At 59.9% G+C, this 22,006-nt stretch carries 23 protein-coding genes; 9 read left to right on the forward strand and 14 right to left on the reverse strand.

Annotation, left to right across the window (positions count from 1 at the left end; all coding sequences use genetic code 11):
- Position 1: 1 nt before the first annotated feature.
- The 3 genes from cysT to ggt form a co-directional block, all read right to left on the reverse strand.
- On the reverse strand, positions 2-838 hold the full coding sequence (cysT, locus tag ACUN8C_RS05605) for a sulfate ABC transporter permease subunit CysT (protein ID WP_445621285.1): 837 nt from the start codon (positions 836-838) through the stop codon (positions 2-4).
- Positions 838-1,857, reverse strand: a complete 1,020-nt coding sequence (gene cysP, locus ACUN8C_RS05610; RefSeq protein WP_445621286.1) for a thiosulfate ABC transporter substrate-binding protein CysP — start codon at positions 1,855-1,857, stop codon at positions 838-840. Before cysP ends, cysT begins: the two co-directional genes overlap by 1 nt.
- A gap of 185 nt (positions 1,858-2,042) precedes the next feature.
- A complete protein-coding gene (gene ggt / locus ACUN8C_RS05615) occupies positions 2,043-3,770 on the reverse strand; it encodes a gamma-glutamyltransferase (protein ID WP_445621287.1) in 1,728 nt (575 codons plus the stop codon).
- 172 nt (positions 3,771-3,942) lie between these two features.
- Here ggt and ACUN8C_RS05620 point away from each other — a divergent pair, with 172 nt between their 5' ends.
- The 6 genes from ACUN8C_RS05620 (at position 3,943) to ACUN8C_RS05645 (ending at position 9,472) form a co-directional block, all read left to right on the forward strand.
- A complete protein-coding gene (locus tag ACUN8C_RS05620; RefSeq protein ID WP_108843928.1) occupies positions 3,943-4,119 on the forward strand; it encodes a hypothetical protein in 177 nt (58 codons plus the stop codon).
- Positions 4,120-4,263: 144 nt separating this feature from the next.
- The gene (gene rpe, locus ACUN8C_RS05625; protein ID WP_108843927.1) at positions 4,264-4,959 is read left to right on the forward strand and encodes a ribulose-phosphate 3-epimerase; all 696 of its coding nucleotides are present in this window, start codon (positions 4,264-4,266) and stop codon (positions 4,957-4,959) included.
- Complete coding sequence (locus ACUN8C_RS05630) at positions 4,943-5,248, forward strand: GIY-YIG nuclease family protein (RefSeq protein WP_445621288.1); 306 nt, start codon at positions 4,943-4,945, stop codon at positions 5,246-5,248. The genes rpe and ACUN8C_RS05630 overlap by 17 nt, the downstream gene beginning before the upstream one ends.
- A gap of 242 nt (positions 5,249-5,490) precedes the next feature.
- The gene (locus tag ACUN8C_RS05635) at positions 5,491-6,225 is read left to right on the forward strand and encodes a gluconate 2-dehydrogenase subunit 3 family protein (protein ID WP_445621289.1); all 735 of its coding nucleotides are present in this window, start codon (positions 5,491-5,493) and stop codon (positions 6,223-6,225) included.
- 52 nt (positions 6,226-6,277) lie between these two features.
- Positions 6,278-7,630 (forward strand): c-type cytochrome, encoded by a 1,353-nt coding sequence (locus ACUN8C_RS05640; RefSeq protein ID WP_445621290.1) that lies wholly within the window; start codon positions 6,278-6,280, stop codon positions 7,628-7,630.
- Between the two features lie 75 nt (positions 7,631-7,705).
- Positions 7,706-9,472 carry a GMC family oxidoreductase gene (locus ACUN8C_RS05645; RefSeq protein WP_108843924.1) on the forward strand — a complete coding sequence of 589 codons (1,767 nt, stop codon included), beginning with the start codon at positions 7,706-7,708 and terminating at the stop codon, positions 9,470-9,472.
- Between the two features lie 116 nt (positions 9,473-9,588).
- Here the strand turns inward: ACUN8C_RS05645 and ACUN8C_RS05650 are convergent, their stop codons facing one another.
- The 4 genes from ACUN8C_RS05650 to ACUN8C_RS05665 all read right to left on the reverse strand — a co-directional run bounded on the left by ACUN8C_RS05650 (position 9,589) and on the right by ACUN8C_RS05665 (position 14,142).
- The gene (locus ACUN8C_RS05650) at positions 9,589-10,578 is read right to left on the reverse strand and encodes a 2-hydroxyacid dehydrogenase (protein ID WP_445621291.1); all 990 of its coding nucleotides are present in this window, start codon (positions 10,576-10,578) and stop codon (positions 9,589-9,591) included.
- Positions 10,579-10,695: 117 nt separating this feature from the next.
- Positions 10,696-11,448, reverse strand: a complete 753-nt coding sequence (locus ACUN8C_RS05655) for a sugar phosphate isomerase/epimerase family protein (RefSeq protein WP_445621292.1) — start codon at positions 11,446-11,448, stop codon at positions 10,696-10,698.
- Between the two features lie 85 nt (positions 11,449-11,533).
- A complete protein-coding gene (locus ACUN8C_RS05660) occupies positions 11,534-12,592 on the reverse strand; it encodes a LacI family DNA-binding transcriptional regulator (protein ID WP_445621293.1) in 1,059 nt (352 codons plus the stop codon).
- A 251-nt stretch (positions 12,593-12,843) separates the two neighbouring features.
- Entirely contained in the window at positions 12,844-14,142 is a 1,299-nt protein-coding gene (locus ACUN8C_RS05665; protein WP_445621294.1) for an NAD(P)/FAD-dependent oxidoreductase, read from the reverse strand.
- Positions 14,143-14,364: 222 nt separating this feature from the next.
- On the opposite strand from ACUN8C_RS05665, the gene ACUN8C_RS05670 reads away from it, so the two are divergent.
- The 3 genes from ACUN8C_RS05670 to ACUN8C_RS05680 all read left to right on the forward strand — a co-directional run bounded on the left by ACUN8C_RS05670 (position 14,365) and on the right by ACUN8C_RS05680 (position 18,236).
- Positions 14,365-15,039, forward strand: a complete 675-nt coding sequence (locus ACUN8C_RS05670; protein WP_445621295.1) for a phosphoglycolate phosphatase — start codon at positions 14,365-14,367, stop codon at positions 15,037-15,039.
- Positions 15,040-15,235: 196 nt separating this feature from the next.
- Positions 15,236-16,723 (forward strand): anthranilate synthase component I, encoded by a 1,488-nt coding sequence (gene trpE, locus ACUN8C_RS05675; protein ID WP_445621832.1) that lies wholly within the window; start codon positions 15,236-15,238, stop codon positions 16,721-16,723.
- A 301-nt stretch (positions 16,724-17,024) separates the two neighbouring features.
- Positions 17,025-18,236 (forward strand): tyrosine-type recombinase/integrase, encoded by a 1,212-nt coding sequence (locus ACUN8C_RS05680; RefSeq protein WP_445621296.1) that lies wholly within the window; start codon positions 17,025-17,027, stop codon positions 18,234-18,236.
- Here the strand turns inward: ACUN8C_RS05680 and ACUN8C_RS05685 are convergent.
- From ACUN8C_RS05685 to ACUN8C_RS05715, 7 genes are all read right to left on the reverse strand, one after another.
- Positions 18,190-18,465, reverse strand: a complete 276-nt coding sequence (locus ACUN8C_RS05685) for a helix-turn-helix transcriptional regulator (RefSeq protein WP_445621297.1) — start codon at positions 18,463-18,465, stop codon at positions 18,190-18,192. The genes ACUN8C_RS05680 and ACUN8C_RS05685 overlap by 47 nt on opposite strands.
- 2 nt (positions 18,466-18,467) lie before the next feature.
- Positions 18,468-18,638: a DUF1382 family protein gene (locus ACUN8C_RS05690; RefSeq protein ID WP_445621298.1), complete on the reverse strand. Its 171-nt coding sequence runs from the start codon at positions 18,636-18,638 to the stop codon at positions 18,468-18,470.
- Positions 18,638-18,964, reverse strand: a complete 327-nt coding sequence (locus tag ACUN8C_RS05695) for a hypothetical protein (protein WP_445621299.1) — start codon at positions 18,962-18,964, stop codon at positions 18,638-18,640. Before ACUN8C_RS05695 ends, ACUN8C_RS05690 begins: the two co-directional genes overlap by 1 nt.
- The gene (locus ACUN8C_RS05700) at positions 18,964-19,455 is read right to left on the reverse strand and encodes a hypothetical protein (protein WP_445621300.1); all 492 of its coding nucleotides are present in this window, start codon (positions 19,453-19,455) and stop codon (positions 18,964-18,966) included. The genes ACUN8C_RS05695 and ACUN8C_RS05700 overlap by 1 nt, the downstream gene beginning before the upstream one ends.
- On the reverse strand, positions 19,452-20,177 hold the full coding sequence (locus tag ACUN8C_RS05705) for a hypothetical protein (protein WP_445621301.1): 726 nt from the start codon (positions 20,175-20,177) through the stop codon (positions 19,452-19,454). Before ACUN8C_RS05705 ends, ACUN8C_RS05700 begins: the two co-directional genes overlap by 4 nt.
- A gap of 484 nt (positions 20,178-20,661) precedes the next feature.
- The gene (locus ACUN8C_RS05710) at positions 20,662-21,609 is read right to left on the reverse strand and encodes a recombination-associated protein RdgC (RefSeq protein WP_445621302.1); all 948 of its coding nucleotides are present in this window, start codon (positions 21,607-21,609) and stop codon (positions 20,662-20,664) included.
- Positions 21,606-21,965, reverse strand: a complete 360-nt coding sequence (locus ACUN8C_RS05715) for a hypothetical protein (RefSeq protein ID WP_445621303.1) — start codon at positions 21,963-21,965, stop codon at positions 21,606-21,608. Before ACUN8C_RS05715 ends, ACUN8C_RS05710 begins: the two co-directional genes overlap by 4 nt.
- Positions 21,966-22,006 lie beyond the last annotated feature (41 nt).

Raw genomic sequence — 22,006 nt, forward strand, 5'->3', positions numbered from 1 at the left:
GTCAGTGTCTCCCGCCATGCAGGCGGCGATAGAAACGTCCCTGCCAGAGATTGATGGCCAACAGCAGCAGCAGTGATACCAGCATCACCAGCGAGGCAATGGCGGCGGCGCCGGCGTAGTCATACTCCTCAAGGCGCGTGGCCATCATCAGAGAGACCACTTCGGTGCGATAGGGCATGTTGCCGGCAATAAAGATGACCGCGCCGAACTCGCCCAGTGATCTGGCAAAGGAGAGCCCGGTGCCGGTGACCACGGCCGGCCAGATATGCGGCAGGATGACCCGCCGAAACGCGTACAGGTTGCTGGCGCCCAGGGTCAGGGCCGCTTCATCGGCCTGCCCGGGCAGATCCTCGAGCACCGGCTGAACGGTGCGTACGACAAAGGGCACGCTGGTGAACGCCATGGCCAGCGCAATCCCGAGCCAGGTATAGGCCACCTCGATGCCCAGCGGCGCGAGCAAACTGCCTACGGCGCCATTGCGTGAATAAAGTGTGGCCAGCGTAATGCCGGCCACCGCTGTGGGCAGGGCAAAGGGCAGATCCATCAGCGCATCCAGAATACGCTTGCCGGGAAACGTATAGCGTGCCAGCACCCAGGCCATCAAAAGCCCGAACAGTGCATTAAAAAGTGATGCGGCCAGTGCAGCCCCAATCGTGACCCGATAGCTTGCGATCAGTCGCGGGTCGGTAATGGCCGCCCAGTACTGTGACCATGACAGTGTCGAGAGCTGGCCGATGAGGCTGGTCATCGGCAGCAAAAGAATCAGCGACACAAACAGCAGGGTCACGCCCAGCGAGAGCGAAAAGCCCGGCAGGACCCGGGCGGCGCGGGCGCTCATTAACGCCGCTGCAACTGGTCGAGTTCACCGCCACTGGCAAAATGTGTCTGCATCACATTTTCCCAGCTGCCGAAGGCGTCCTCGATGCGCAGCAGCGTGGTCTGCGGGAAGCGCTCGGCAAACTCGTCGCTGATCTCGTCATCGTTGACGCGGTAGTAGTACTGCGCCAGCGTGCGCTGTGCTTCAGGCGAATACAGATACTCCAGATAGCCTTTGGCCAGATCCTCGGTGCCGTTGCGCTCGACGTTCTTGTCCACCCAGGTCACCGGGAATTCGGCCATGATGTCCACCGGCGGCACCACGACCTCGTAGTCGTCCGGGCCGTACTGATTGCGAATATTGTTGGCTTCCGACTCGAACGTGATCAACACATCGCCGATGCCACGCTCGGCAAAGGTGGTCGTGGCACCACGGCCTCCGGTATCAAAGACCTCGACATTGCCCAGCATCTTCTTCATGTAGTCACGGGTGGCGGCCTCATCATCGCCGTTGTCGTGATTGCTCGCCGCCCAGGCCGCCAGATAGGTATAGCGCCCGTTGCCTGAGGTCTTGGGGTTGGGGAAGACCAGCGCGACATCATCGCCGGCCAGATCTGCCCAGCCATGGATATTTTTCGGATTTCCCTTTCTGACCAGAAAGGCCATGGTCGAGTAGTAGGGCGAGCTGTAGTTGGGCAGTCGCGACTGCCAGTCAGCAGGAATCAGTTGACCCTTCTGGGCCAGAACATCCACATCGGTGACCTGGTTAAAGGTCACGACATCAGCCCGCAGCCCCTGCAGGATGGCCCGCGCCTGAGTCGAGGAGCCTGCATGGGTCTGCTTGATCTCGACCGACTCATTGTGTTCTTTCTGCCACTGCGCAATGAACTGCGGGTTGAGTTCGGCAAACAGTTCACGCGCAATATCGTAGGAGGCATTGAGCAGTTCGCGGTCGGCACTGAAGGCCGGCGTGCTGCCAAGCGCCATGCTCAGCGCAGCGGTCGCCACAACGCGACGTAAAAGGGTCGAGCGTACGGACATATCGTGTTCCCCGGCATCTGATCGGCAGGTTTTTTATCGACAGGATGCCCTGGCGGCGAATCCTTGAAGGAAGGCTAAACAAAACTCGTGGGAATGACAATTGGCTTGGTTATGCCATTTTGTTCTTTAAGCCTGAGCTATGGATTAAACGAGAGAAAGCGCCAGGCGCTTTCTCTCATGCAATCCTAAAGACCGATGGCCGAGGACGTTTCCCGACGTGGATCGGCGCCCCCGTGGAAGCCATCCTTGTTGATCAGAATCGACTGGCTGGCGCCCATGGCAGATTTCTGGACCACGTGATGCCCCATGCCTTCCAGAAGGCGAAGGGTGTCCGGGCTGAAACCGTCTTCAACGCGGACCTCATCGGGGAGCCACTGATCATGAAAGCGTGGGGCGCTGACGGCCGACTGAATGTTCATGCCGTGATCGATCACGTTGCTGATCACCTCAAGCGTGGTGGTGATGATGCGTGAACCCCCGGGGCTGCCGGTGATCAGAAAGTTTTTGCCCTCATGCTTGACGATGGTTGGCGTCATGGAGGAGAGCATCCGCTTGCCGGGCGCCACGGCGTTGGCCTCGCCACCGATCAGGCCAAAGGCATTGGGCACGCCGGGCTTGGCCGAAAAGTCATCCATTTCGTTGTTGAGCAAAAAGCCCGCCTCGGGCACGGCGATGCCGGAGCCGTAGCTGAAATTGAGCGTGTAGGTGTTGGATACGGCCAGTCCCGAGTCGTCGGCGACCGAGTAGTGCGTGGTTTCGTTGGACTCGTAGGGGGTGAGGTTGCCCGGGCCGATGGCGTCAGAAGGTGTTGCCCGGTCTGGAGAGATCTGCGCGCGAAGCGCGCGGGCGTAGTCCGTGGAGGTCAGCGCCCTGACCGGCACGTCAAAGAAATCCGGGTCGCCCAGGTATTTTGATCGATCGGCATAGGCGCGGCGCATTGCCTCGCTCATGAGATGCATGGTGGCGGCAGAGCCAAAGCCCATGGCCGTCAGGTCATCGTGTTCCAGCATGTTGAGAATCTGCACGATGTGGACGCCGCCGGAGGAGGGCGGTGCCATTGCATAGATGTCGTATCCTCTATAGGAACCATGAACCGGTGCCCGCTCGACGGCCCGATACCCCTTGAGATCTTCCAGGGTCATGATGCCGTCGTGGGCCTTGATGGTATTGATCAAGTGGTCGGCCGTTTCCCCTTCATAAAACTCGCGCGGCCCGTTTTGAGCAATGCGCGTCAGCGTGGCGGCCAGCTCGGGCTGTCGAAACACTTCTCCGGCGCGCCAGGCGCTGCCATCGGCCTTGTAGAACAAGCGGCGCGTGCCGTCATCCTTTTCCAGCTGCTCACGGCTGTCGTTGAGGCCATCGGCAAAGCGCTGAGGAATGGCAAAGCCATCGCGCGCCAGTCGAATGGCAGGGGCCATGACCCGGTCAAGTGACATGGACCCATACCGCTTGAGCGCCATCGCCATGCCGGCGACCGTGCCGGGCACGCCCGAGGCATTGGCCGAATGGCGCGACGCCTCTTCGATGACGTTGCCCTGATCATCCTGGAACATGGTTTCAAAGGCCCCGGCCGGCGCGGTTTCCCGATAGTCGATCGAGGTCACCTCGCCGCTTTTCTCATCGGAGATCACCATGAAGCCGCCGCCGCCGATATTGCCCGAGCGTGGCTGCACCACGGCCAGCGCGAAGCCGATGGCCACGGCGGCATCCACGGCGTTGCCACCCTGGCGCAAAATATCGCGTCCGGCCTGACTGGCCAGCGTATGGCTGGTCACGACCATGGCATGTTCGCCGGGCTCGCCATGAAAGCGCTCACCTTCAATGATGGGGGGCTGTGCGCTGGCGGCCAGCGGCGACAGCATCACCAGCAGGCACAGCAGACCGGCCAGTGTGGAGGACGTTCTTGCAGGCATTTGAGTTCCCTTTTCGAATTGTTGGTGTTGTTGAATTAGTAAGGTTTCATGCAGTATGACCAGCATAAAACATAGGCACGGCTGCCGGAAGGCGCGCCGTTGTGACCGACACTCGCTTCCCGGCATACATGCACTATAGTGATGGCTGCACGTTCATTCAGAGGTTACTGCCATGCCTGATCAAACGCCTACTCCCCGCACTGCCTGTGTCAAGAAGGTCGACAAGGGTGGCGGCAAGACCGTCTATGAAGTTCGTGGCGTCAATCCTGATACGGATACCCTGCTCAGCGAGTACGAGACCGAGGAAGAGGCGCTTGATGCGGTCAAACGCTACGAGTGTGAAAACTGATTTTTCAGCGCCTTGATCAGGGGCCGCGATGACGCGGCCCTTTTTTATGCCACGCCTTTTACACTCCCCTGGAGTGACCCTGTTACCATGCGCGATCGCGGTGTACGCTGATCCATATCGAATTTGTTTGATGAGGTATTTATAGTGCAACAACCCTTCAGGATTGCGCCCTCCATTCTGTCGGCAGATTTCGCTCGTCTGGGGCAGGAAGTGGACGACGTACTGGCCAGCGGCGCCGACACGATTCACTTCGATGTCATGGACAACCACTATGTGCCCAATCTGAGCTTTGGCCCGGCCATCTGCCATGCGCTGCGCAATTATGGCGTCACGGCAGAGATCGATGTGCACCTGATGGTGTCGCCGGTAGATGACCTGATTCGTGCCTTTCTCGATGCCGGTGCCAATCACATCACCTTTCATCCCGAAGCCAGCCTCCATGTCGACCGCTCCCTGCAGCTGATCATTGATGGCGGCGCCACCGCCGGGCTTGCGCTGAATCCGGCGACGCCGCTTTCCACGCTCGATCATGTGCTGGACAAGATCTCGATGCTGCTGGTGATGACGGTCAACCCGGGCTTTGGCGGGCAGTCCTTTATTCCGGCAATGATGGACAAGCTGCGACTGGCGCGTGCCATGATCGATGCCACCGGCAAGCCCATTCGCCTTGAAGTCGATGGCGGCATCAATGCCGACAACATTGGCGAAATCGCCGCGGCCGGCGCGGATACCTTCGTTTCCGGTTCTTCCATCTTTTCCAGGCGCAATGAGAGCGATCCCAACCGCTATGACTCGATCCTGCGTGCTTTCAGGGAACCGCTGGATGGTCTGTCAGGCTGAGATTGAGGGCGAGACAGTCTCTGTGGTCTGGTCGCTTTACATCATTGAAAATCGGCTGGGGCATCTTTATACCGGCGTGACCACGGACGTGGCACGCCGTTTTAACGAGCATCAATCCAGTGGTGCCCGCTGCGCCAGATCCCTTCGCGGCAAGGGGCCTTTGCGTCTGCGTTTTTCCTGCCCGGTCGGAGATCAGGGCAGGGCGCTCAGTCTTGAGCGTCGCGTCAAGAAGCTTTCCCGCCGCCAGCGTCTGGCCATTATCGACACCGGCCGGCTTCCTGCTGAATAAAGGATCAGCAACCTTCTGTTTTTGAATCCCTTTTCCCGCTTGTCAGTAGACCCGTAACGCCTTTGCTCGACCCCATAGTTGAAACGAAACTTAAACTATTGTCGTATTAATGATACTGTGCCGCGCGCTGCGGCAGAACACCACATCCGGCCTCAGGTCGGACATGGCCCGTAAAAGCGCTTAAAAAAAGGGCCTGACGCTCAAGATCGTCATTGTGACAAAAATCCCTGTAGGAACCTGACATGTCTTCCCGGATAAAGAACAGGCAGCGCCGCGATTTTCTTCGTGGTTCGCTGACGATGATCCCCGCCATTACCCTTGGCAGCGGCGTAACGCTGACCGCCCAGGCCGCCGAACCGGCCCCCAACCTGAGCGACTATCAGCCCGCTTTCTTCAGCGACGAAGAGTGGTCCTTCCTGCTCGCCGCCTGTGATCGGCTGATCCCCGGCGAATCCGAAGGCAAGGGCCCGGGTGCGCTTGATACCAATGTACCGGTGTTCATCGACCGCCAGATGGACTCTCCCTATGGGCATGCCGAACGCTGGTACATGCAGGGACCGTTTGTGCTCGACGGGTCTCCGGATCTCGGTTTTCAGTACCCTTATACCCCGCGTGATGTCTATCAAAAGGGCATCGCGATGACGCAAGCGTACTGCCAGCAACAGTACGGCAAGCGGTTCGAGGCACTCGACAACGATACCCGGGATACAGTGCTCAAGGCGCTGGAAGCCAACGATATCGACTTTGCCACGCTCGGCGAGAGCCAAAAACTCGAAGCCTCCGAGTTTTTCGCAAGCCTTCTGGAAAACACCAAGGAAGGTTATCTGGCTGACCCTATCCATGGCGGCAACAAGCACATGGCCGCATGGAAAATGGTCGGATTCCCGGGCGCGCGCGCCAGCTATCGCGACTGGGTCGATCAGCACAACGTCGACTACCCGCTGGGGCCTGTCAGTCTGACCGGAGAACGGGGCTGAGCCTGAGCGCCCTGCGCTCGCCTCCAATCCCGTCAGAACAAGGAACACTAACGTGACTGCAAGATATCTGCTTCCGCTTATCGCGGGAGGCACCCTGCTGATGGCCACTCAGGCCTTCAGCGCCGATGACGACACCATTGAACGTGGCGCCTATCTGGCTCGCGCCGGTGACTGCGTGGCCTGCCACACGACCGAAGACGGCAAGTCCTTTGCCGGCGGGCTGGCGATCGAAAGCCCGTTTGGCACGATCTACTCGACCAATATCACGCCTGACAAGGAACACGGCATCGGTAATTACACCGAAGCCGAATTCGCTGCTGCACTACGTGATGGCAAGCGCGCCGATGGCGCCAATCTGTATCCGGCGATGCCGTATCCGTCCTACGCCAGATTGACCGATAACGACGTCCATGCGCTCTATACCTACTTCATGGAAGGGGTGGCGCCGGTGGCCGACAACGCGCCGGAAACCGATCTGAGCTTCCCGTTCAATCAGCGCTGGGGCATCACGGCCTGGAACTGGCTGTTCGCCGACGCTGACACGTTCACACCCGACACCAGTGCCGATGCCAAAATCGAGCGCGGGCGCTATCTGGTTGAAGGCCTCGGCCACTGCGGCAGCTGCCATACGCCGCGTGGCTTCGCTCAGCAGGAAAAGGCGCTGGATGACGGCAGTGACAGCTATCTGTCAGGTGCTGACCTCAACGACTGGTGGGCGCCGTCGCTTCGCGGCGGTGACGGCGGCGATGGTCAGGGCATCGAAGGCTGGAGCGCTCCCGAGATTGCCGAGTATCTGAAAACCGGTCGCAACGTTCATGCCACCGTTGGCGGCGAGATGACCTCGGTCGTGGCACACAGTACCTCGCATCTGACCGACGAGGACCTGACCGGCATTGCCCTGTACCTCAAGTCCCTGCCCGCCAATCCGGCAGGCGAGAAGGCGACTACCTCCGATCAGCGCCGCGAGGCGAGCGAGAAAACAGCCGCTCATCTGACCGCGGCCAAGGATCTGAGCGACGGCGAACGCCTTTATCTCGATAACTGCTCGGCCTGTCACCTCAATGACGGCAAGGGCGCCGAACGCGTTTTCCCGGCCATTGATGGCAATTCGCTGGCCAACGCTGACAACCCGACCGGTCTGATTCACACGATCCTTGCCGGTGCGACCCCGCCTGCGACGCCGGCCATTCCGGCGCAGCTGCCCATGCCGGGCTTTGGCTGGCGCCTGTCGGATGACGAAGTGGCCACCCTTGCCACCTTTGTACGCGGTGCGTGGGGCAACGACGGTGATGCGGTCACGGCGGATCAGGTCGACAAGGTTCGAAAGACGCTCAAGCCATCGGCACTCAACCGTGCGCCCGATGCCAACGGCAGTCTCAATCACGAAGACCGTGATACCCAATGACATGACAGGTCGCCCGCGCGGCGGCCTGATGACGCGCCTTGAGGCGCGTGACAGGATTTCAGGAGCTAACAGTACATGGCTAAGCAACAACCGCGTGTCGATGCGGTCATCGTCGGTCTCGGCTGGACCGGTTCCATCATGGGGATGGAACTTACCGAGGCGGGCCTCAACGTGCTGGCGCTGGAGCGCGGCGCCGATCGTACCAACGAGGACTTCGCTTACCCGAAGCCGGCGGATGAGCTCGAATACGGTATTCGCCATACCATGATGCAAAAGCCGAAGCAGGCGGCCGTCACGATCCGTCGTGATCTTGAAGAGCGCGCGCTGCCGCAGCGCAAGCTGGGCGCCTTTTTGCCCGGTGATGGCGTCGGCGGCGCCGGTGCGCACTGGACCGGCGTCCTGATTCGCCCAACCCCGACCGATCTGCAGCTGAAAAGTTTTGCCGACCAGGCCTTTGGCAAGGGCGTGCTGCAGGACGACATGCAGATTCAGGATTTCGGTGTGACGTGGGACGAGCTGGAACCGCATTTCACCTTCTTTGAGAAGGTCTGCGGTCAGTCCGGCACCACCGGCAACCTCAACGGCGAGATCCAGGAAGGCGGCGATCCCTTCGAAGGTCCGCGCAGCGAGCCCTACCCGCTGCCGGCGCTGCAGGACACTCAGAACACCGAGATGTTTGACAAGGCCGCACGCCAGCTGGGGTATCATCCGTTCCCCAACCCGTCGGCCAATGTTTCAGAGGCCTGGACCAACCCGTACGGCATGCAGCTCGGGCCGTGCAACTACTGCGGTTTCTGCTCACGCTACGGCTGTCTGAACTATTCCAAGGCTTCGCCGCAGACCTGCATTCTCAATGCCCTGAAGCAGCGCAGCAATTTTGCCTACCGCACCAACGCCAACGTGACGCGTGTTGAACTGGCTCAGGATGGCAAGACCGCCACCGGCGTGACCTACATCGACGAGCACGGCGAGGAAGTCTTCCAGCCGGCGGACATGGTCATTCTGGCCTCCTACTCGCTCAATAACGTGCGCCTGATGCTCAACTCCGGCATTGGCAAGCCGTATGACCCGGTTGCTCGCACCGGCACCGTCGGGCGGAACTATGCCTACCAAATCGGCGGCGGCATTCACATGTATTTCGATGACATCGAATTCAACCCGTTTGCCACCGCGGGTGCGACCGGGCGCATGTTCAATGACTTCTCGCCCGGCAACTTCGACAGCGCCCCGTACGGCTTCATTGGCGGGGCCAAGATGCACTCGTCGCAGGCCAGCGGCACGCCGATCAAGACGCCGCTGCCCAAGAGCGCACCGAAGTGGGGGCAGGGCTACAAGGACGCACTGCAGCAGCGTTACGGTCATCACATGAAACTGTCGATGACCGGCAGCGTCATGTCGTATCGTTCCAACATGCTGGATCTTGATCCCACCTGGAAGGACCCCTACGGCATGCCGCTTCTGCGCATGACGTTTGACTGGAAGCAGAACGAACACCGCCTGTCGGCCTTCATGCGTGACCGTCTGCGCGAAATCGCCGATGTGCTCAAGCCGGACTACCGCGACGAAAGCTTCAACCTCGAAGGCTCGCACTTCAAGGTGACCAGCTATGTCTCGACCCACAACGTGGGCGGTGCAGTAATGGGTACCGATCCGAGCACCTCGGCGATCAACCGCTACCTGCAGAGCTGGGACGTCCACAACGTCTTCGTTCCCGGCGGCAATGCCTTCCCGCAGAACTTTCAGGCCAACCCCACCGATTTGATCGGCGCACTGACCTACTGGTCCGCCAAAAAGATCCGTGAAGAGTATCTGAAAAACCCGGGACCGCTGATGTCGGCGTGATCACGACTGAGGAGTCTTCTCCTCGTGAAAGCGTTTCATAAAATCGCCGGCCTGATGGCCGGCGATTTTTTTGTGCCCGGTGCCGCCATGCCTTCAGGCAGCAGCCCCGGTGACGCTCAGCGGTCGAGTGCGTCCCAGTTATACGGCGCCCGCGGCTTTTCTCCCCTGAGCACCGCCAGGGCATTGTCCACGGCGAGCTCTGCCATAGCGTAGCGGGTTTCATGCGTGGCCGAGCCGATATGCGGCAGCGCCACGACATTGTCCATGTGTGCCAGTGGTGAATCACCGGGCAGGGGTTCGGTGTCAAACACATCCAGCCCCGCGGCGCGAATGGTGCCGTTTTGAAGCGCCTCGATCATTGCCGGCTCGTCCACCACACCGCCGCGTGCGATGTTGACGAAGATGGTGTTTTCGCCCATCAGTTCGAACTCGCGCTTGCCAAACATGTGGCGCGTAGCATCAGAAAGCGGCACGGTCACGCAGACAAAGTCCGAATCGCGCAGCAGGTCGTCGAGCGCCTTCCAGTCAGCGCCCAGCTCGCGTTCAAAATCCTCGTGGCGCGAGCGATTGTGATAGCTCACCGACATGTTGAAGCCGAACTTGCCGCGACGGGCAATGGCGGCCCCGATACGACCCATGCCGATAATGCCGAGTTTCTTGCCCTGAACATCCACGCCGAAATGAGGCTCGGCGATCCCGCCGGTCCATTCTCCCTTTCTCACCATCTCAGCCATTTCAACTGCGCGGCGGGCGCTGGCCAGGATCAGTAAAAAGGCCGTATCGGCGGTGGTCTCGGTCAGCACATCCGGCGTGTGGCAAAGCACAACGCCCCGCTTGCTGAGATAATCGATGTCGTAGTTGTCCACGCCCACCGAAATGCTCGACACCACCTCAAGGTGGGGCGCCTGATCCAATAGCTCGGCGGGGAGGGTCACACTTGAGCCGATCAGGGCATGGGCCTGAGACAGTGCCTTTTTGAACTCGGCGTCCTGCGTCAGGTTCGGAGTCCGGGAAAAATCCAGCACGTTGTATTCACGTTCCAGCTTTTCGCGCAGGTCAGGCTTCAGCGCGCGTTGATACACAATGACCGTTTTCTTCGAGGACATGATTTCTCCTGATGTATATGTAGATGCGGATGTGGAAATGCAGGGACGGCCAGGATCGGCCGTCTTTATCGATGTGTCATGCCACTGCGTGTGCGTGGCGTTTTGGCCATGCGTGGGTCAGGCCAGCGACGTCAGCTGTTCGACATGACGTGCGGTGGCACTGACATTGTCATGATCCAGCGGGAACTCGATGGCACGAGGCACCTCGGTCGGGAAGTGGTGCCAGAGCGCGGACCAGTGCGCGCGCGCAGCGTCATTTGGCGGACAGGCTTCGGGATGGCCCTCCACGTGGGTAACGGCCTTGCAGTGCACGTAACGCACCTGTGCCCCCAGTCGGCTGGCGGCCTGTGAAAGATCGTGATCCGTCCAGTACCCATTGCCCAGGTCCAGGGTCGTACCAATCAACGAGGATCCGAGCGCTCGATGCAGGGCGGCATGAATCAGCGGATCGCCGCCGCAGGAGGTCTGGTCGTTTTCGATCAGTATCGGCATCGTCTGATCGACCAGTGCCGCCTTGAGGGCGGCAGCGCCGTCGTCAATACACTCGGCGCACAGCTGGCCCAGGCCAACCTTGACCCATTGCGCGCCCAGCTCATCGGCCCGCGCCAGTGCCTGATGCATCTCGGCAGTGTTGAGATGGCTTCGCTCATCAAACAGCGCCGTGGCCGCGGAGTAGACGCAGGTCAGTGAGGCCTGTTCGATGGCCTCGCGTAGCCGGCTCAGCGGCATGTCGCGATCACTCAAAAGCTCTTCGCGAATTTCGACCCCCTGTGCGCCGGCATCCCTGATGTGTTCAAGAACGCCAGCCTGACCCAGTTGCCTGACCAGATCGGCGCCAAAGGCAGAAGTACAGATCATTACCGGTCCCATGGAAAACTCCTTGCGTCACCTGGTCTGGAAGCGGCTCCGGAAAGGATGGCCGCCGTGGCGTCATGCCTTACAGTATGGAAAATGCTCATGTCGTTTTCAGTGTAGTGGAGCCGCGCGCATGCAAACGCGCGGCGTAGGTCGTGATTTCCCCTTTGCCCGGTGCGCCCCTGATACGATTCAACAGGGTCGTGATGGCGCCATAGCCGATATCGTCGACCGGCTGGGCCACGGTGGTAATGCCCGGACCCACCAGAGCGCACCACGACAGCTCGTCGATCCCCAGCACACCAACCTGCTCAAATGGCGTTTCCAGCAGTGCCAATAGGGCATGACAGACGGCCAGGGTGATCACGCCGTTGGCACAGACAATGGCGCCCGGGCGATCACCGGCCCTGAGCCACTGCATCAGAGTATCGGCCAGCCAGTCCGGATCGATACTCTCCTGGGGGCTTTGCTGAACTTCCGCGCTCAGCCCAGCGGCGTGCGCCTGATGGCGAAATACTTCAACGCGGGCCTTTCGAGAGCTGATTCCATCGGTTGGCTCGGTGATCATTAAAAGGCGCTGATACCTTTGATCCCGCAGGTGCGATACGCCCAGCGTCACGGCCTGTTCGTTATCAAGGCCCACCATGTCACAGTCGAGCCCGTCGATATGGCGATCCACCAGCACCATGGGCAGGCCTGCCTCACGACGGGCGGCCAGCGATGCCACGTTGCGCCCCCGGGTATTGACCACCAGACCTTCAATGCTATAGCCGTGCAGCACTTCCAGGTGGCGCCGTTCGAGCTGGTCGCTGTTGTCGGTATTGCAGACCAGCAGCGAATAGCCGTGCTCACGACAGGCAAGCTCAGCGCCATGAAGCATGTCGACGGTATAGGGATTGCGGATATCGGCGACGACCATGCCAATCAGTCCGGTGCGGCGGCCGCGCAGGCCGCTGGCAAGGCGGTCCGGTGCAAAGCCGAGGCGCTCGATGGCGGCCTCGATGCGCTGAACCATGGCCTCTGACAGCAGGGCACGCTCGTGGCCAAAATAGCGAGAGACACTGGTCTTGGAGATGCCGGCATCGCGCGCCACGTCGTGAATGGTCGGGCGACGCGCGTGGCCTGGTTCTGATTGATGGCCGGGTGTGGACGCTGTCATGTCGCTGCCTGTTTGCCAACCTTGTGCACTTGTATTGGGATCGTTCCCAATATCGGTTCAGGTTGCGATACGAAAGCCCTGTAGAAAACCAGACCTTGGTCGCAGGGCCTTTAACCGAGCGTCTGGAAAGTGCAAAAAATAAAGGCGGCGGACAGGCAGCAGGCAGGGCGAGCCTGCAAAAAAAGGGGGCCGCTGTTGGCGGCCCCGGAGATGCAGCGGGTGGTATGAAAAACGCGGTGTGTGAACGGCGCTCAGTGCAGCTTGAGACGCGGTCGAATGATGGTGTTGATGCGGTCGACCAGCATACGAACGCCGGTACGCGTATAGCCGTGGATGGCGGCCTGGTGCATACGATACAGCGAGGCGTAAAAGATCTTGGCCATCCAGCCCTCGACCAGCACGCCCTTTGCAGACGCTCCGCGCATGAGATTGCCCACGGCGTCAAAATGCGCCAGCGAAATCAGCGAGCCCATATCCTTGTAGTGAAAGTCTTTCATCTCGCGTCCGGCCATGGCCGCTTTCAGGTTTTTATAAAGCGTGTTGGCCTGCTGGTGAGCAGCCTGCGCTCGCGGCGGCACCATCTTGTCACCCGGCTGCGGACAGGCCGCGCAGTCGCCCAGCGCGAAGATGCGCTCGTCGTCCACGCTCTGCATGGTCTGCTGAACGATGACCTGATGGTTGCGCTGGGTGGAAAGCCCCAGTTCGGACAGTATAGAGGGGCCGCGGACACCGGCCGCCCAGACGGTCAGGTCGGCATCAATGCGTGACCCATCGGCAATCTCGAACCCGTTCTCGTCGGCCTGGGTCACTCGGGTGTCGGTATGAATCTCGACGCCGAGTCGTTCAAGCTCACGGTGCACCGACTGGCTGATGCGTTCGGGCAGGGCGGGCAGTACCCGCGGAGCGGCTTCCAGCAGATGGATCTTGAGCTGCTGACGGCTGATACGGCTAAAGCCATAGCCGTGAAGCATCTGCGTGGCATTGAGAAGCTCGGCTGAAAGCTCCACGCCCGTGGCGCCGCCGCCCACGATGGCCACCGACATGCCGGATTTGCCGGCTTCTTCACGGTTGCTGCAGCGCAGGAAGGTATTGAGCATCTGCTTGCGAAAGGCTTCTGCCTGTTTGACGCTGTCCAGGAAATAGCAGTGATCCGCCACCCCCGGCGTCCCGAAGTCGTTGGAGACGCTGCCCACCGAGAGCACCAGATAGTCATAATCCAGGCGTCGCTCGGGCAAAACGACACGATTTTTGTCGTCGTGAATCGCGTCCAGACGGATCTGGCGGTGTTCCCGGTCCAGACCGCACAGCGTGCCGATCTGGTAGCGGTAGCCTGCGTTGGATGAATGTCCCTGATAGGACACTTCATCAAGGCTTGAGTCCATCACCCCGACGGCCACCTCGTGCAGCAGCGGTTTCCAGATATGGGTGGGGTTGCGATCGACCAGAACAATTTCGGCCTTGTTGGACTTGCCCAGTTTGCGCCCTAGGCGGGTGACCAGCTCAAGACCGCCGGCGCCGCCACCGACCACCACAATGCGAGGGATCGCCATAGACTGCTCCATAAGAAAAGTGAAAGGGAAAACATTCAGGCGGTGGCCCGCACAGCGGACCACGGCCTGAAGGCTTTCGGTCACAAATGACCGTGACAGGCCGGTCTTCGGCATCGATACTTCTGACACTACGACGGTGCGTTTGCTCCCGGCAATGTCCGGCCTGCTCACCTTTATATGGGGTCATCATGACCTGAATTCACCCGCAGTGATGGCCTGAAAATGCACGATGCGCTTAACGGTATTGATCTGATTATCTACGACCTCGACGGCACCCTGATCGACTCGGCGCCGGATCTGGCGCTGGCCGTGGATGATATGCTGCAGACCATGAATCTCGCGCCGGTTGGCGTTGACCGGGTGCGTGACTGGGTCGGCAACGGCTCACGGCGGCTGGTCGAGCGGGCGCTGGAGCACGCCGGCGCTTTCGGCGCCGACGGGCCTGGCAGCGAACAGGTCGACGAGGCTCTGGCGCTTTTCATGGATTCCTATGCGCGCCACCCGGTATTACGGACGTGTTGCTACCCGGGCGTTGTCGAGTGTCTCAAGGCCCAGCATGCGCGTGGTATTCCTCAGGCGCTGGTCACCAACAAGCCGTCACGCTTTATAGAGCCCATTCTGGAAGCCATGGGGCTTGAGGGGGTTTTCTCCCATAAACTGGGCGGAGATTCACTGCCCCAAAAAAAGCCGGATCCGGCGCCGCTTTCACATGTCGCCCGGGCCCTGGACGTTGCGCCCCAACGCGTTTTGATGATTGGTGATTCGCGCAGTGATGTGCAGGCGGCCAGAGCCTTTGGCTGTCGCTGTCTGGCGGTCACCTACGGATACAATCATGGCGAGCCCATTGCTGCACTGAACCCCGACCATCTTCTTGATTCACTTGGAGAACTCGTTTAGGGTTGAAAACGAGCCATGGTCGCGCTGCTCGCCCTTTTTTCCCCTTCGTGCGAAGGAATTTTCAGCTTGCGAGATACACTCATGTCACTCAATGCAAAGGCCTGCGGACTGATGAGAAACGTCAAGCGCTGGCGCTGGTGATACCAGCCCCCTGCACCGTATTACCGTTTCTCTCTCTACAGGAATCTGCGACATGATGACATCCGAGCGCTTTGCCGAACTCGCCGCTGAAGGCTACAACCGTATTCCGGTCACCCGTGAGGTACTGGCCGATCTGGAAACCCCGCTGTCGACCTATTTAAAGCTTGCCGATGCGCCCTGGAGCTTTCTGCTCGAATCGGTCACGGGCGGTGAGAAGTGGGGCCGTTACTCCATTATTGGCCTGCCGTGTCGTGAGCGCATCGAGGTCAGCGGGTTTACCGTTCGTCATTACGTGGATGACTATCTGCAGGGCGCTACCGAAGTCGACGACCCGCTTGAGTGGATCGAGCAGTTTCGCCGGCGTTTCCGGGCGCCCGAAAGCTCGGAGGCGATGCGCTTTGACGGAGGGCTGGTCGGCTATTTCGGCTATGACACCATCCGTTTGATCGAGCCGCGTCTGCGCGGGGTTGAAAAGCCCGACCCGATCGATGTGCCGGATATTTTGCTGATGGTGGCCGATGAGCTGGTGGTCTTTGACAACCTTTCGGGGCGTCTGACCCTGCTGGTTCATGCCGACCCGGCCAATGACAACGCACTCGAGCAGGCCCGGGAGCGGCTGGCAACGCTTGAGCATCAGCTTCGTCATACCCCGATTACCACTTCAAGTCCCGGCACCGGCCGGGACGCGGTGGTCGAAGACGACTTCTTTGCCAGTTTCTCCGAGCAGGGTTACAAGGACGCCGTGACGCGTATTCGCGAATATGTCGCGGCCGGTGATCTGATGCAGTGCGTGCCTTCCCAGCGCATGACCATCGCCTATCAGGCGCCGCCGCTGGATCTGTACCGCGCGCTTAGAAGTCTCAATCCGTCTCCCTACATGTTCTTTTTCAATCTCGATGATCATCATGTCGTTGGGGCCTCGCCCGAGATTCTGGCCCGACTTGATCGCGACGAGATCACGCTGCGCCCGATCGCCGGCACGCGCCATCGCGGTGCCAGCGAAGAGGAAGACCGCGCGCTTGAGCAGGAGCTTTTGTCCGACCCCAAGGAGATCGCCGAGCATGTCATGCTGATCGATCTGGGGCGCAACGATGTGGGGCGTATCAGTCAGCCCGGCTCGGTTGAACTTACCGATAAGATGACCATCGAACGCTATTCGCACGTCATGCATATCGTCTCCAACGTGACCGGGCGCATCAAGCCGTCCCTGGGGCCGATGGACGTCCTGCGGGCCACCTTCCCGGCCGGCACCCTGTCCGGTGCGCCCAAGGTGCGCGCACTGGAAGTCATTGATGAGCTCGAGCCGGTCAAGCGCGGCATCTATTCAGGCGCCGTGGGCTATCTCTCCTGGCAGGGCAACATGGACATGGCCATTGCCATTCGAACGGCCGTGATCAAAAACGGTGAGCTTCACGTTCAGGCCGGTGGTGGTATCGTGTCCGACTCCGATCCCGACAATGAATGGCAGGAGACGCTCAACAAGCGTCGTGCCATGTTCCGCGCTGTTGCCATGGCAGAGCGTGGGCTGGACAACCTCGAATAGAGCCGGATTCCGTTGCGGGGTCAACGCGCCAACACCGAAGACCGGCCGGGTCATTTTCGTGTCGATGTACCGACCGCCCGGCCAATGTGAGGATGGAAAGCCATGAAAGTATTGATGATCGATAATCACTATCGCTCTCCCATGTACTGTATATAAAGACATCCCGTCTTCTGGAGGCCCCGCCATTGGCGGGGCCTTTTCCTTTTTGGCACATATCAAACCGTGCCCATCCTGTTATGATCTGGGTAAAATGCTGGGTAAAAGTGATTTACCCAGTCCGATACGGAGCTTTTACCCAGCCATGCCAATCTCAGATACCAAGGCGCGACAGGCAAAGCCCAAGGATAGGGCGTACCGCCTGGCGGATGACAACGGCTTATACCTCGACGTGCAGCCGTCCGGCAGGAAGAGCTGGCGGGTGCGTTACTTCGTGGATGGCAAAGAGGGCATCTATACGATCGGGCAATACCCGGGTGTGGGCTTGAAGGAAGCCCGCGCGGGTCGTGACTGGGCAAAACATCATGCCGCCAACGGTGTGCATCCGAAGAAGGCCAAAGAGAAGGAACGCGCGGCCGAGCGCCGCGAGCAGGTGAATACGTTTGGCGTGCTGGCTGAGGAATGGTACCGCCACGAGTCTGGCCACTGGTCTGCCTACTATGCCCGGCAGGTCAGGAAGGGTTTCGATAACGATATTCTGCCCGCGCTGGGGGATCGGCCCATCAAGGAGATCACGCCGGCGGACATCCTCGAGCTGATAACCGGCATCGCTGACCGTGGGGCCCCATCGGTGGCCACGCTGGTGCGTCAGTGGATCGGCGCGGTCTATGGCCATGCCATCAACACGCTGCGCGTCGAGTCTGATCCAACGCAGGCGCTGCGCCGAACCGTGCGCCGTGTGCCCACCAAGCACTCCACAAGTCTGACGCCTGCCCGGCTGGCGGATCTGGCGCGCGATATTGATAACTCGAAGTGCTACCGGCTGACGCAGATTGCGATGCAGGTGTTGATGCTGACGATGTTACGTACAGGGGAGATGCGCCAAGGGCTCTGGATAGAAATAGACTGGAAGAGGAAAGAGTGGCGGGTGCCGAAAGATCGGATGAAGCGGCGCATACCGCATGTGGTGCCGCTATCTGATCAGGTCATGGCGCTGCTGACTGAGCTTCACGGTTACACCGGCGGCCGAGACATCATGTTCCCGAACAATCGGCGGCCCAATGAGTGCATGACAAACACGACCATCAATACGGCGCTGGTGCGCATGGGGTGGGGCGGGGAGTTTAGCGGTCACGGTTTCCGCGCTACTGCTTCAACGCTGCTGAACCAGCACGGCTGGCGGGGTGATCTGATAGAGAAGCAGCTGGCGCACTCGCCAGGCGACAAGGTGAGAGCGGCGTACAACCACGCAGACTATCTTGATGATCGACGCCGCATGTTGCAGTGGTGGGCGGATTACATTGATGGGCTCAAGCACGACGCGGTGCAGGTGCCGAGCGTTCCCACTCCTGCCTGATCCATTCATTGACGTCAGCAGCTCGCCAGCGCACGCCTCCGTTAAACATCCGGCGCCCGGCCGGGAAGCGGCCATCCTTCACCATCTGATACATCTTGGTGCTGCTGTAGCCGGTGCGCTCGCACACCTCTGACATCGACAGAAGCACCTCCTGCTGGGACTGATGCACCAGCAGTGCCTCCATCTTTTCGACCAGGCTTTCCAGTCGCTCTTCATTCTGTGTCTGCATGGTTATCCCCCCGCCATTTCCTTCAGTTTTTTGCCAGAATTTCTGTCTGACATCTTCAAGGCTTCAAACTCTTCTGTATCGTCGAACACCGGCACAGTCACAAAATTGATGCCATGCATTGCGAACGATTGCGCCTGCTTCAGCTGGTCCCTTCTTTTTGCCGTGTCTGACATCACGCTCCCCTCAGTTGTCTTTTCCGCTCTGCGTGTTGATCACGCTCGTTCTGTTGCTGCTGCTGGCGGTGCCGCTCTACGGCCTCCGGCACGCCAGGCGTATGCCATAGCCGTCTGAATCGATCGCCATGGCGGTCACGTTGGCGGCGCATGATGGCCAGCAGGTCGCGCATGTCGAGTGGCTCACCGTCCTCGGCGACCAGCCCGGTACCATCACATGCCGCGCACGGCCCGCTCGAGAACATGCCCGACCACTCGCCAGTGCCATTGCAGCCAGGGCAGGGCGCCGTGGCCGGTTCCTGCCAGTGGAGAGGGCGGGTTTTCATCACGCCCCGCCTATGGCCGGTATCGGCTCGTAAATCTCATCAAAACGGCCTCGCAACTTGAGCCGTCGCAGCGCCGAATACATCAGCTGCAGCTCGGGAGTTTTGGCACCCTCGAAAGGACGCCCCGACCAGTAATGAGTGTTCATGGGTATGCCATGCACTTTCTCGACCTTGCGAGCGTGGCAGTAAAGCAGGCCCCATCCCGCTGGCAGTTCTTCGGGTTTGATCATCCCAGGCGGGCACATGTAGAAACGCCAGTCGCCCATGCCCAGAGCAGGATCAGCCCTGAACCGCTTTTTCCTGTCTGCAAGGAAGTCCGCACGGCTTACCTTGACCTCAACCAAGAAGGAAAGGCCATCGCGCCAACCGATAGCATCGGGCTGCTCGCCGTTATGTGTTGCTGCCTGGAAGCGGTCGTTGAAAGTCACCCCGCAGCCGATAGCGTTCCGGAGCCATTTATCTGCGCGAATGCAGAGTTCTGCATGCGTCATGCCTCTTCTCCCTGTTCGATTTCCTGCACCCAGCGCTCGACCTTGGGGCCCAACGGGTGCGATGGCTGGCGGTTGCGAGCTATGTCGCCGTTGGCAGCGAATACCGCCCGGGCAAACCCGCGAGGAGTGGCGCTGCGAATGTTGGCGCGCTCGGCGCCAGGCGGGCAGTGGTGGATGCGATTGTCCGGCGGCCCTAGGCCGTCAGCTTCAAGCGCTGGCGGCATGACAAAGCCACCGCCGCACCAAAGCATGGTCTTCTTCGTGTAGTTATCTTCAGGCTCCCATCCCGTGTAGTGCCACGGATGAAACCAATGATCTGGCTTGCGCCAGAAGCTGCTTATTCGACTGACGGGGTTTTCGATGAGATATGGCGCACCGATCATCTCGGAGATAACGTGGCACTGCCAGACGACCTGCATGGCCTTAAATTGGAAAGCAGGATCAACCGCTGCTTTCGATGCAAACCATCGGGCGCCGGAAACTGCCAATTCTGTACAAGGAGGAAAGCCAACAACGAATGCCAGGCGAGGCAGATAGGCCCGGATGACCTGCCAGCTGATCGGGTGGTCTATCTCATGACCCGCCCGGACATAGCCGCCATCGATGGTGATGCCGGCCGGGTGTTGTGGGTCGATGAGGATGGCGGTGTAACCCGCCATCACCCAGGGCTGGGCCATCACACCGCTGTAGTCGCACAGGCAGAGGATGGTGTCGCGTTTCATGTTGCTTCCCCCGAATCAATGCGCCGTGGCACATAGTGCGAAATTCCACCCTTGTTCCTTTCGCTCCGGGGAATGGCCGGGCCAAGAACCTCATGCATCGGGAGACCCTTCTTCCTTCGCTCCCTTATAGTCTTCACGGTTACCCCTATCTCTTTTGCCCAGTCCCCGATTGTTTGCGTTCGGCCATCAAAGCTGATGCGGCAAATATCCCTATTCCTAGCTTGCTCGCTTCTGTCCGCCCACCTGCAGTTTTCTTTCGAGTAACCCTTTGAACTATCGATTCTGTCGACGGTGTGATGCCGGGTAGGCTTGCGCCCCATATCAGCCAGGAACCTTGTGTAAGATTCTCTCCACTCATTGCAAACCGTTATCCCTTTAGCACCATATCCTTTGTATCCAGATGACTCAGGGTTATGGCACCGGGTTTTCATTGCTACCCAAGCGCGGTATTCAGGGCTTCCATAGTCGCCATGGCTTTCTCTTTTCATGCCGCATCTCCCGCCAGATCTACCGGCATTGCCTTCGCTTCGCCACCCAGCGCATGCATCAGCTTGTCGATGGTGTGTGCCAGGCACTGGGCCGCCAGCACGAACTCCGTCTCCATCTGCATGACCGGGTTTTCGTCGCTGTCGGTGTCATCGACCTCCTTCAGCACCGCATCGGCAAACCTGATGCCCTTGATGCTCATGTCCTCGACCAGGGTGAAGGACATCTGCTCTTCGAACGTCAGCGCCATCTGCGAGACCTGCCGGCCAACTTCCAGCGAGGTGCGGACTTCATCGCCATCAACATCAATGGACGTGGCCACGATCTTTCCGTCATCGCCTTTGGCTCTCAGCACCACGCGGTCACCGACGATCAAGCCATTGGGGCGGGTAGTGGGGTCGTTGAGCCATGTGGTCATGGTGCGACCGGCGGGTGTTTGCGGTGCCAGCGGTATGACCTTCAGTGAGCCGAGCGATTCGCGCAGCACGTCCAGCGCTTCCTCGGCGCGCTTGGAGCTGGCGGCCGCCACGCCGATGATGTTGGCCTTGGTGTCGATCCAGACATCGGTGCGGCTGTTCTTTGTGAAGGCTTTCGGCAGCAGCTCTTCAACGACGCGCTCCTTCATCGCCAGCTTGTCGCGCCGGGCTGGCGGATAGCCCTGCTGGGCGGTGAGCTTATCGACGCGCTCGGCCAGCTCATCGCGGATAACCGGAGCGGGCAGGATGCGCTCTTGCCGCATCAGGGTGATCAGGCGGTGGCCGGAGACCTCATGCACCAGACACCCGTTTCGAGAATCCCCGGACGGTGCAGACCAGCCCACACGGCGGGCCTGAGATTCGCTGCACGGTTGAAAGCGGTATTTCTCGAGCGCCTCGGAGAGCTGCTCGAGCGGCAGGTGCTCGGTGTCGAGCAGCCGGTAAATCTGAAAATTTTTATTCCACATCATGATTGTTTGTCCCGCATTGTCAGTTTTTTGCCACCTACCACCATCGAAGAGATGCCAATGGCCTTGATTTCGTCGTGCTGGAGTTCTTCGCCAGACCAGCAGCTGTCTTCAGATTCAATTGTCATCTCAACCTTGAGAGCGCCCATTCGACCGATGACAACTTTCCCCGCGACCGGGTAGTCGGTCGCTGTGCCGTCCTTGTCGCCACCAAACTTCCGAGCGGCGGCCTCTTTCCCGTAGGTTTCCGCGTAGCAACGGGCCTGAATGATTTCGCAGGCCAGTGTGGTAAACGCCTGCTGCACGGCTGGCTTGTCCAGCCAAACCGATAACTGCGTGATTTCGTGTTCGTCGGCCATATCTATCTCCCTGCGTTCGTTTTGCCCTGCGGGAAAAGGGC

It is taken from the genome of Kushneria sp. Sum13 (genome assembly GCF_052692355.1).

Bases quoted from the DNA above. Each gene is read 5' to 3' on its own strand.
- ACUN8C_RS05670 (WP_445621295.1), top strand. From the start codon at position 14,365: ATGCACGATGCGCTTAACGGTATTGATCTGATTATCTACGACCTCGAC.
- ACUN8C_RS05645 (WP_108843924.1), top strand. From the start codon at position 7,706: ATGGCTAAGCAACAACCGCGTGTCGATGCGGTCATCGTCGGTCTCGGC.
- ACUN8C_RS05650 (WP_445621291.1), bottom strand. From the start codon at position 10,578: ATGTCCTCGAAGAAAACGGTCATTGTGTATCAACGCGCGCTGAAGCCT.
- ACUN8C_RS05705 (WP_445621301.1), bottom strand. From the start codon at position 20,177: ATGAAACGCGACACCATCCTCTGCCTGTGCGACTACAGCGGTGTGATG.
- ACUN8C_RS05680 (WP_445621296.1), top strand. From the start codon at position 17,025: ATGCCAATCTCAGATACCAAGGCGCGACAGGCAAAGCCCAAGGATAGG.
- ACUN8C_RS05635 (WP_445621289.1), top strand. From the start codon at position 5,491: ATGTCTTCCCGGATAAAGAACAGGCAGCGCCGCGATTTTCTTCGTGGT.
- cysT (WP_445621285.1), bottom strand. From the start codon at position 838: ATGAGCGCCCGCGCCGCCCGGGTCCTGCCGGGCTTTTCGCTCTCGCTG.
- ACUN8C_RS05665 (WP_445621294.1), bottom strand. From the start codon at position 14,142: ATGGCGATCCCTCGCATTGTGGTGGTCGGTGGCGGCGCCGGCGGTCTT.
- ACUN8C_RS05630 (WP_445621288.1), top strand. From the start codon at position 4,943: ATGGTCTGTCAGGCTGAGATTGAGGGCGAGACAGTCTCTGTGGTCTGG.
- ACUN8C_RS05655 (WP_445621292.1), bottom strand. From the start codon at position 11,448: ATGGGACCGGTAATGATCTGTACTTCTGCCTTTGGCGCCGATCTGGTC.
- cysP (WP_445621286.1), bottom strand. From the start codon at position 1,857: ATGTCCGTACGCTCGACCCTTTTACGTCGCGTTGTGGCGACCGCTGCG.
- ACUN8C_RS05660 (WP_445621293.1), bottom strand. From the start codon at position 12,592: ATGACAGCGTCCACACCCGGCCATCAATCAGAACCAGGCCACGCGCGT.
- ACUN8C_RS05685 (WP_445621297.1), bottom strand. From the start codon at position 18,465: ATGCAGACACAGAATGAAGAGCGACTGGAAAGCCTGGTCGAAAAGATG.
- ACUN8C_RS05715 (WP_445621303.1), bottom strand. From the start codon at position 21,965: ATGGCCGACGAACACGAAATCACGCAGTTATCGGTTTGGCTGGACAAG.
- ACUN8C_RS05620 (WP_108843928.1), top strand. From the start codon at position 3,943: ATGCCTGATCAAACGCCTACTCCCCGCACTGCCTGTGTCAAGAAGGTC.
- ACUN8C_RS05695 (WP_445621299.1), bottom strand. From the start codon at position 18,964: ATGAAAACCCGCCCTCTCCACTGGCAGGAACCGGCCACGGCGCCCTGC.
- ggt (WP_445621287.1), bottom strand. From the start codon at position 3,770: ATGCCTGCAAGAACGTCCTCCACACTGGCCGGTCTGCTGTGCCTGCTG.
- ACUN8C_RS05700 (WP_445621300.1), bottom strand. From the start codon at position 19,455: ATGACGCATGCAGAACTCTGCATTCGCGCAGATAAATGGCTCCGGAAC.
- trpE (WP_445621832.1), top strand. From the start codon at position 15,236: ATGACATCCGAGCGCTTTGCCGAACTCGCCGCTGAAGGCTACAACCGT.
- ACUN8C_RS05710 (WP_445621302.1), bottom strand. From the start codon at position 21,609: ATGATGTGGAATAAAAATTTTCAGATTTACCGGCTGCTCGACACCGAG.
- ACUN8C_RS05690 (WP_445621298.1), bottom strand. From the start codon at position 18,638: ATGTCAGACACGGCAAAAAGAAGGGACCAGCTGAAGCAGGCGCAATCG.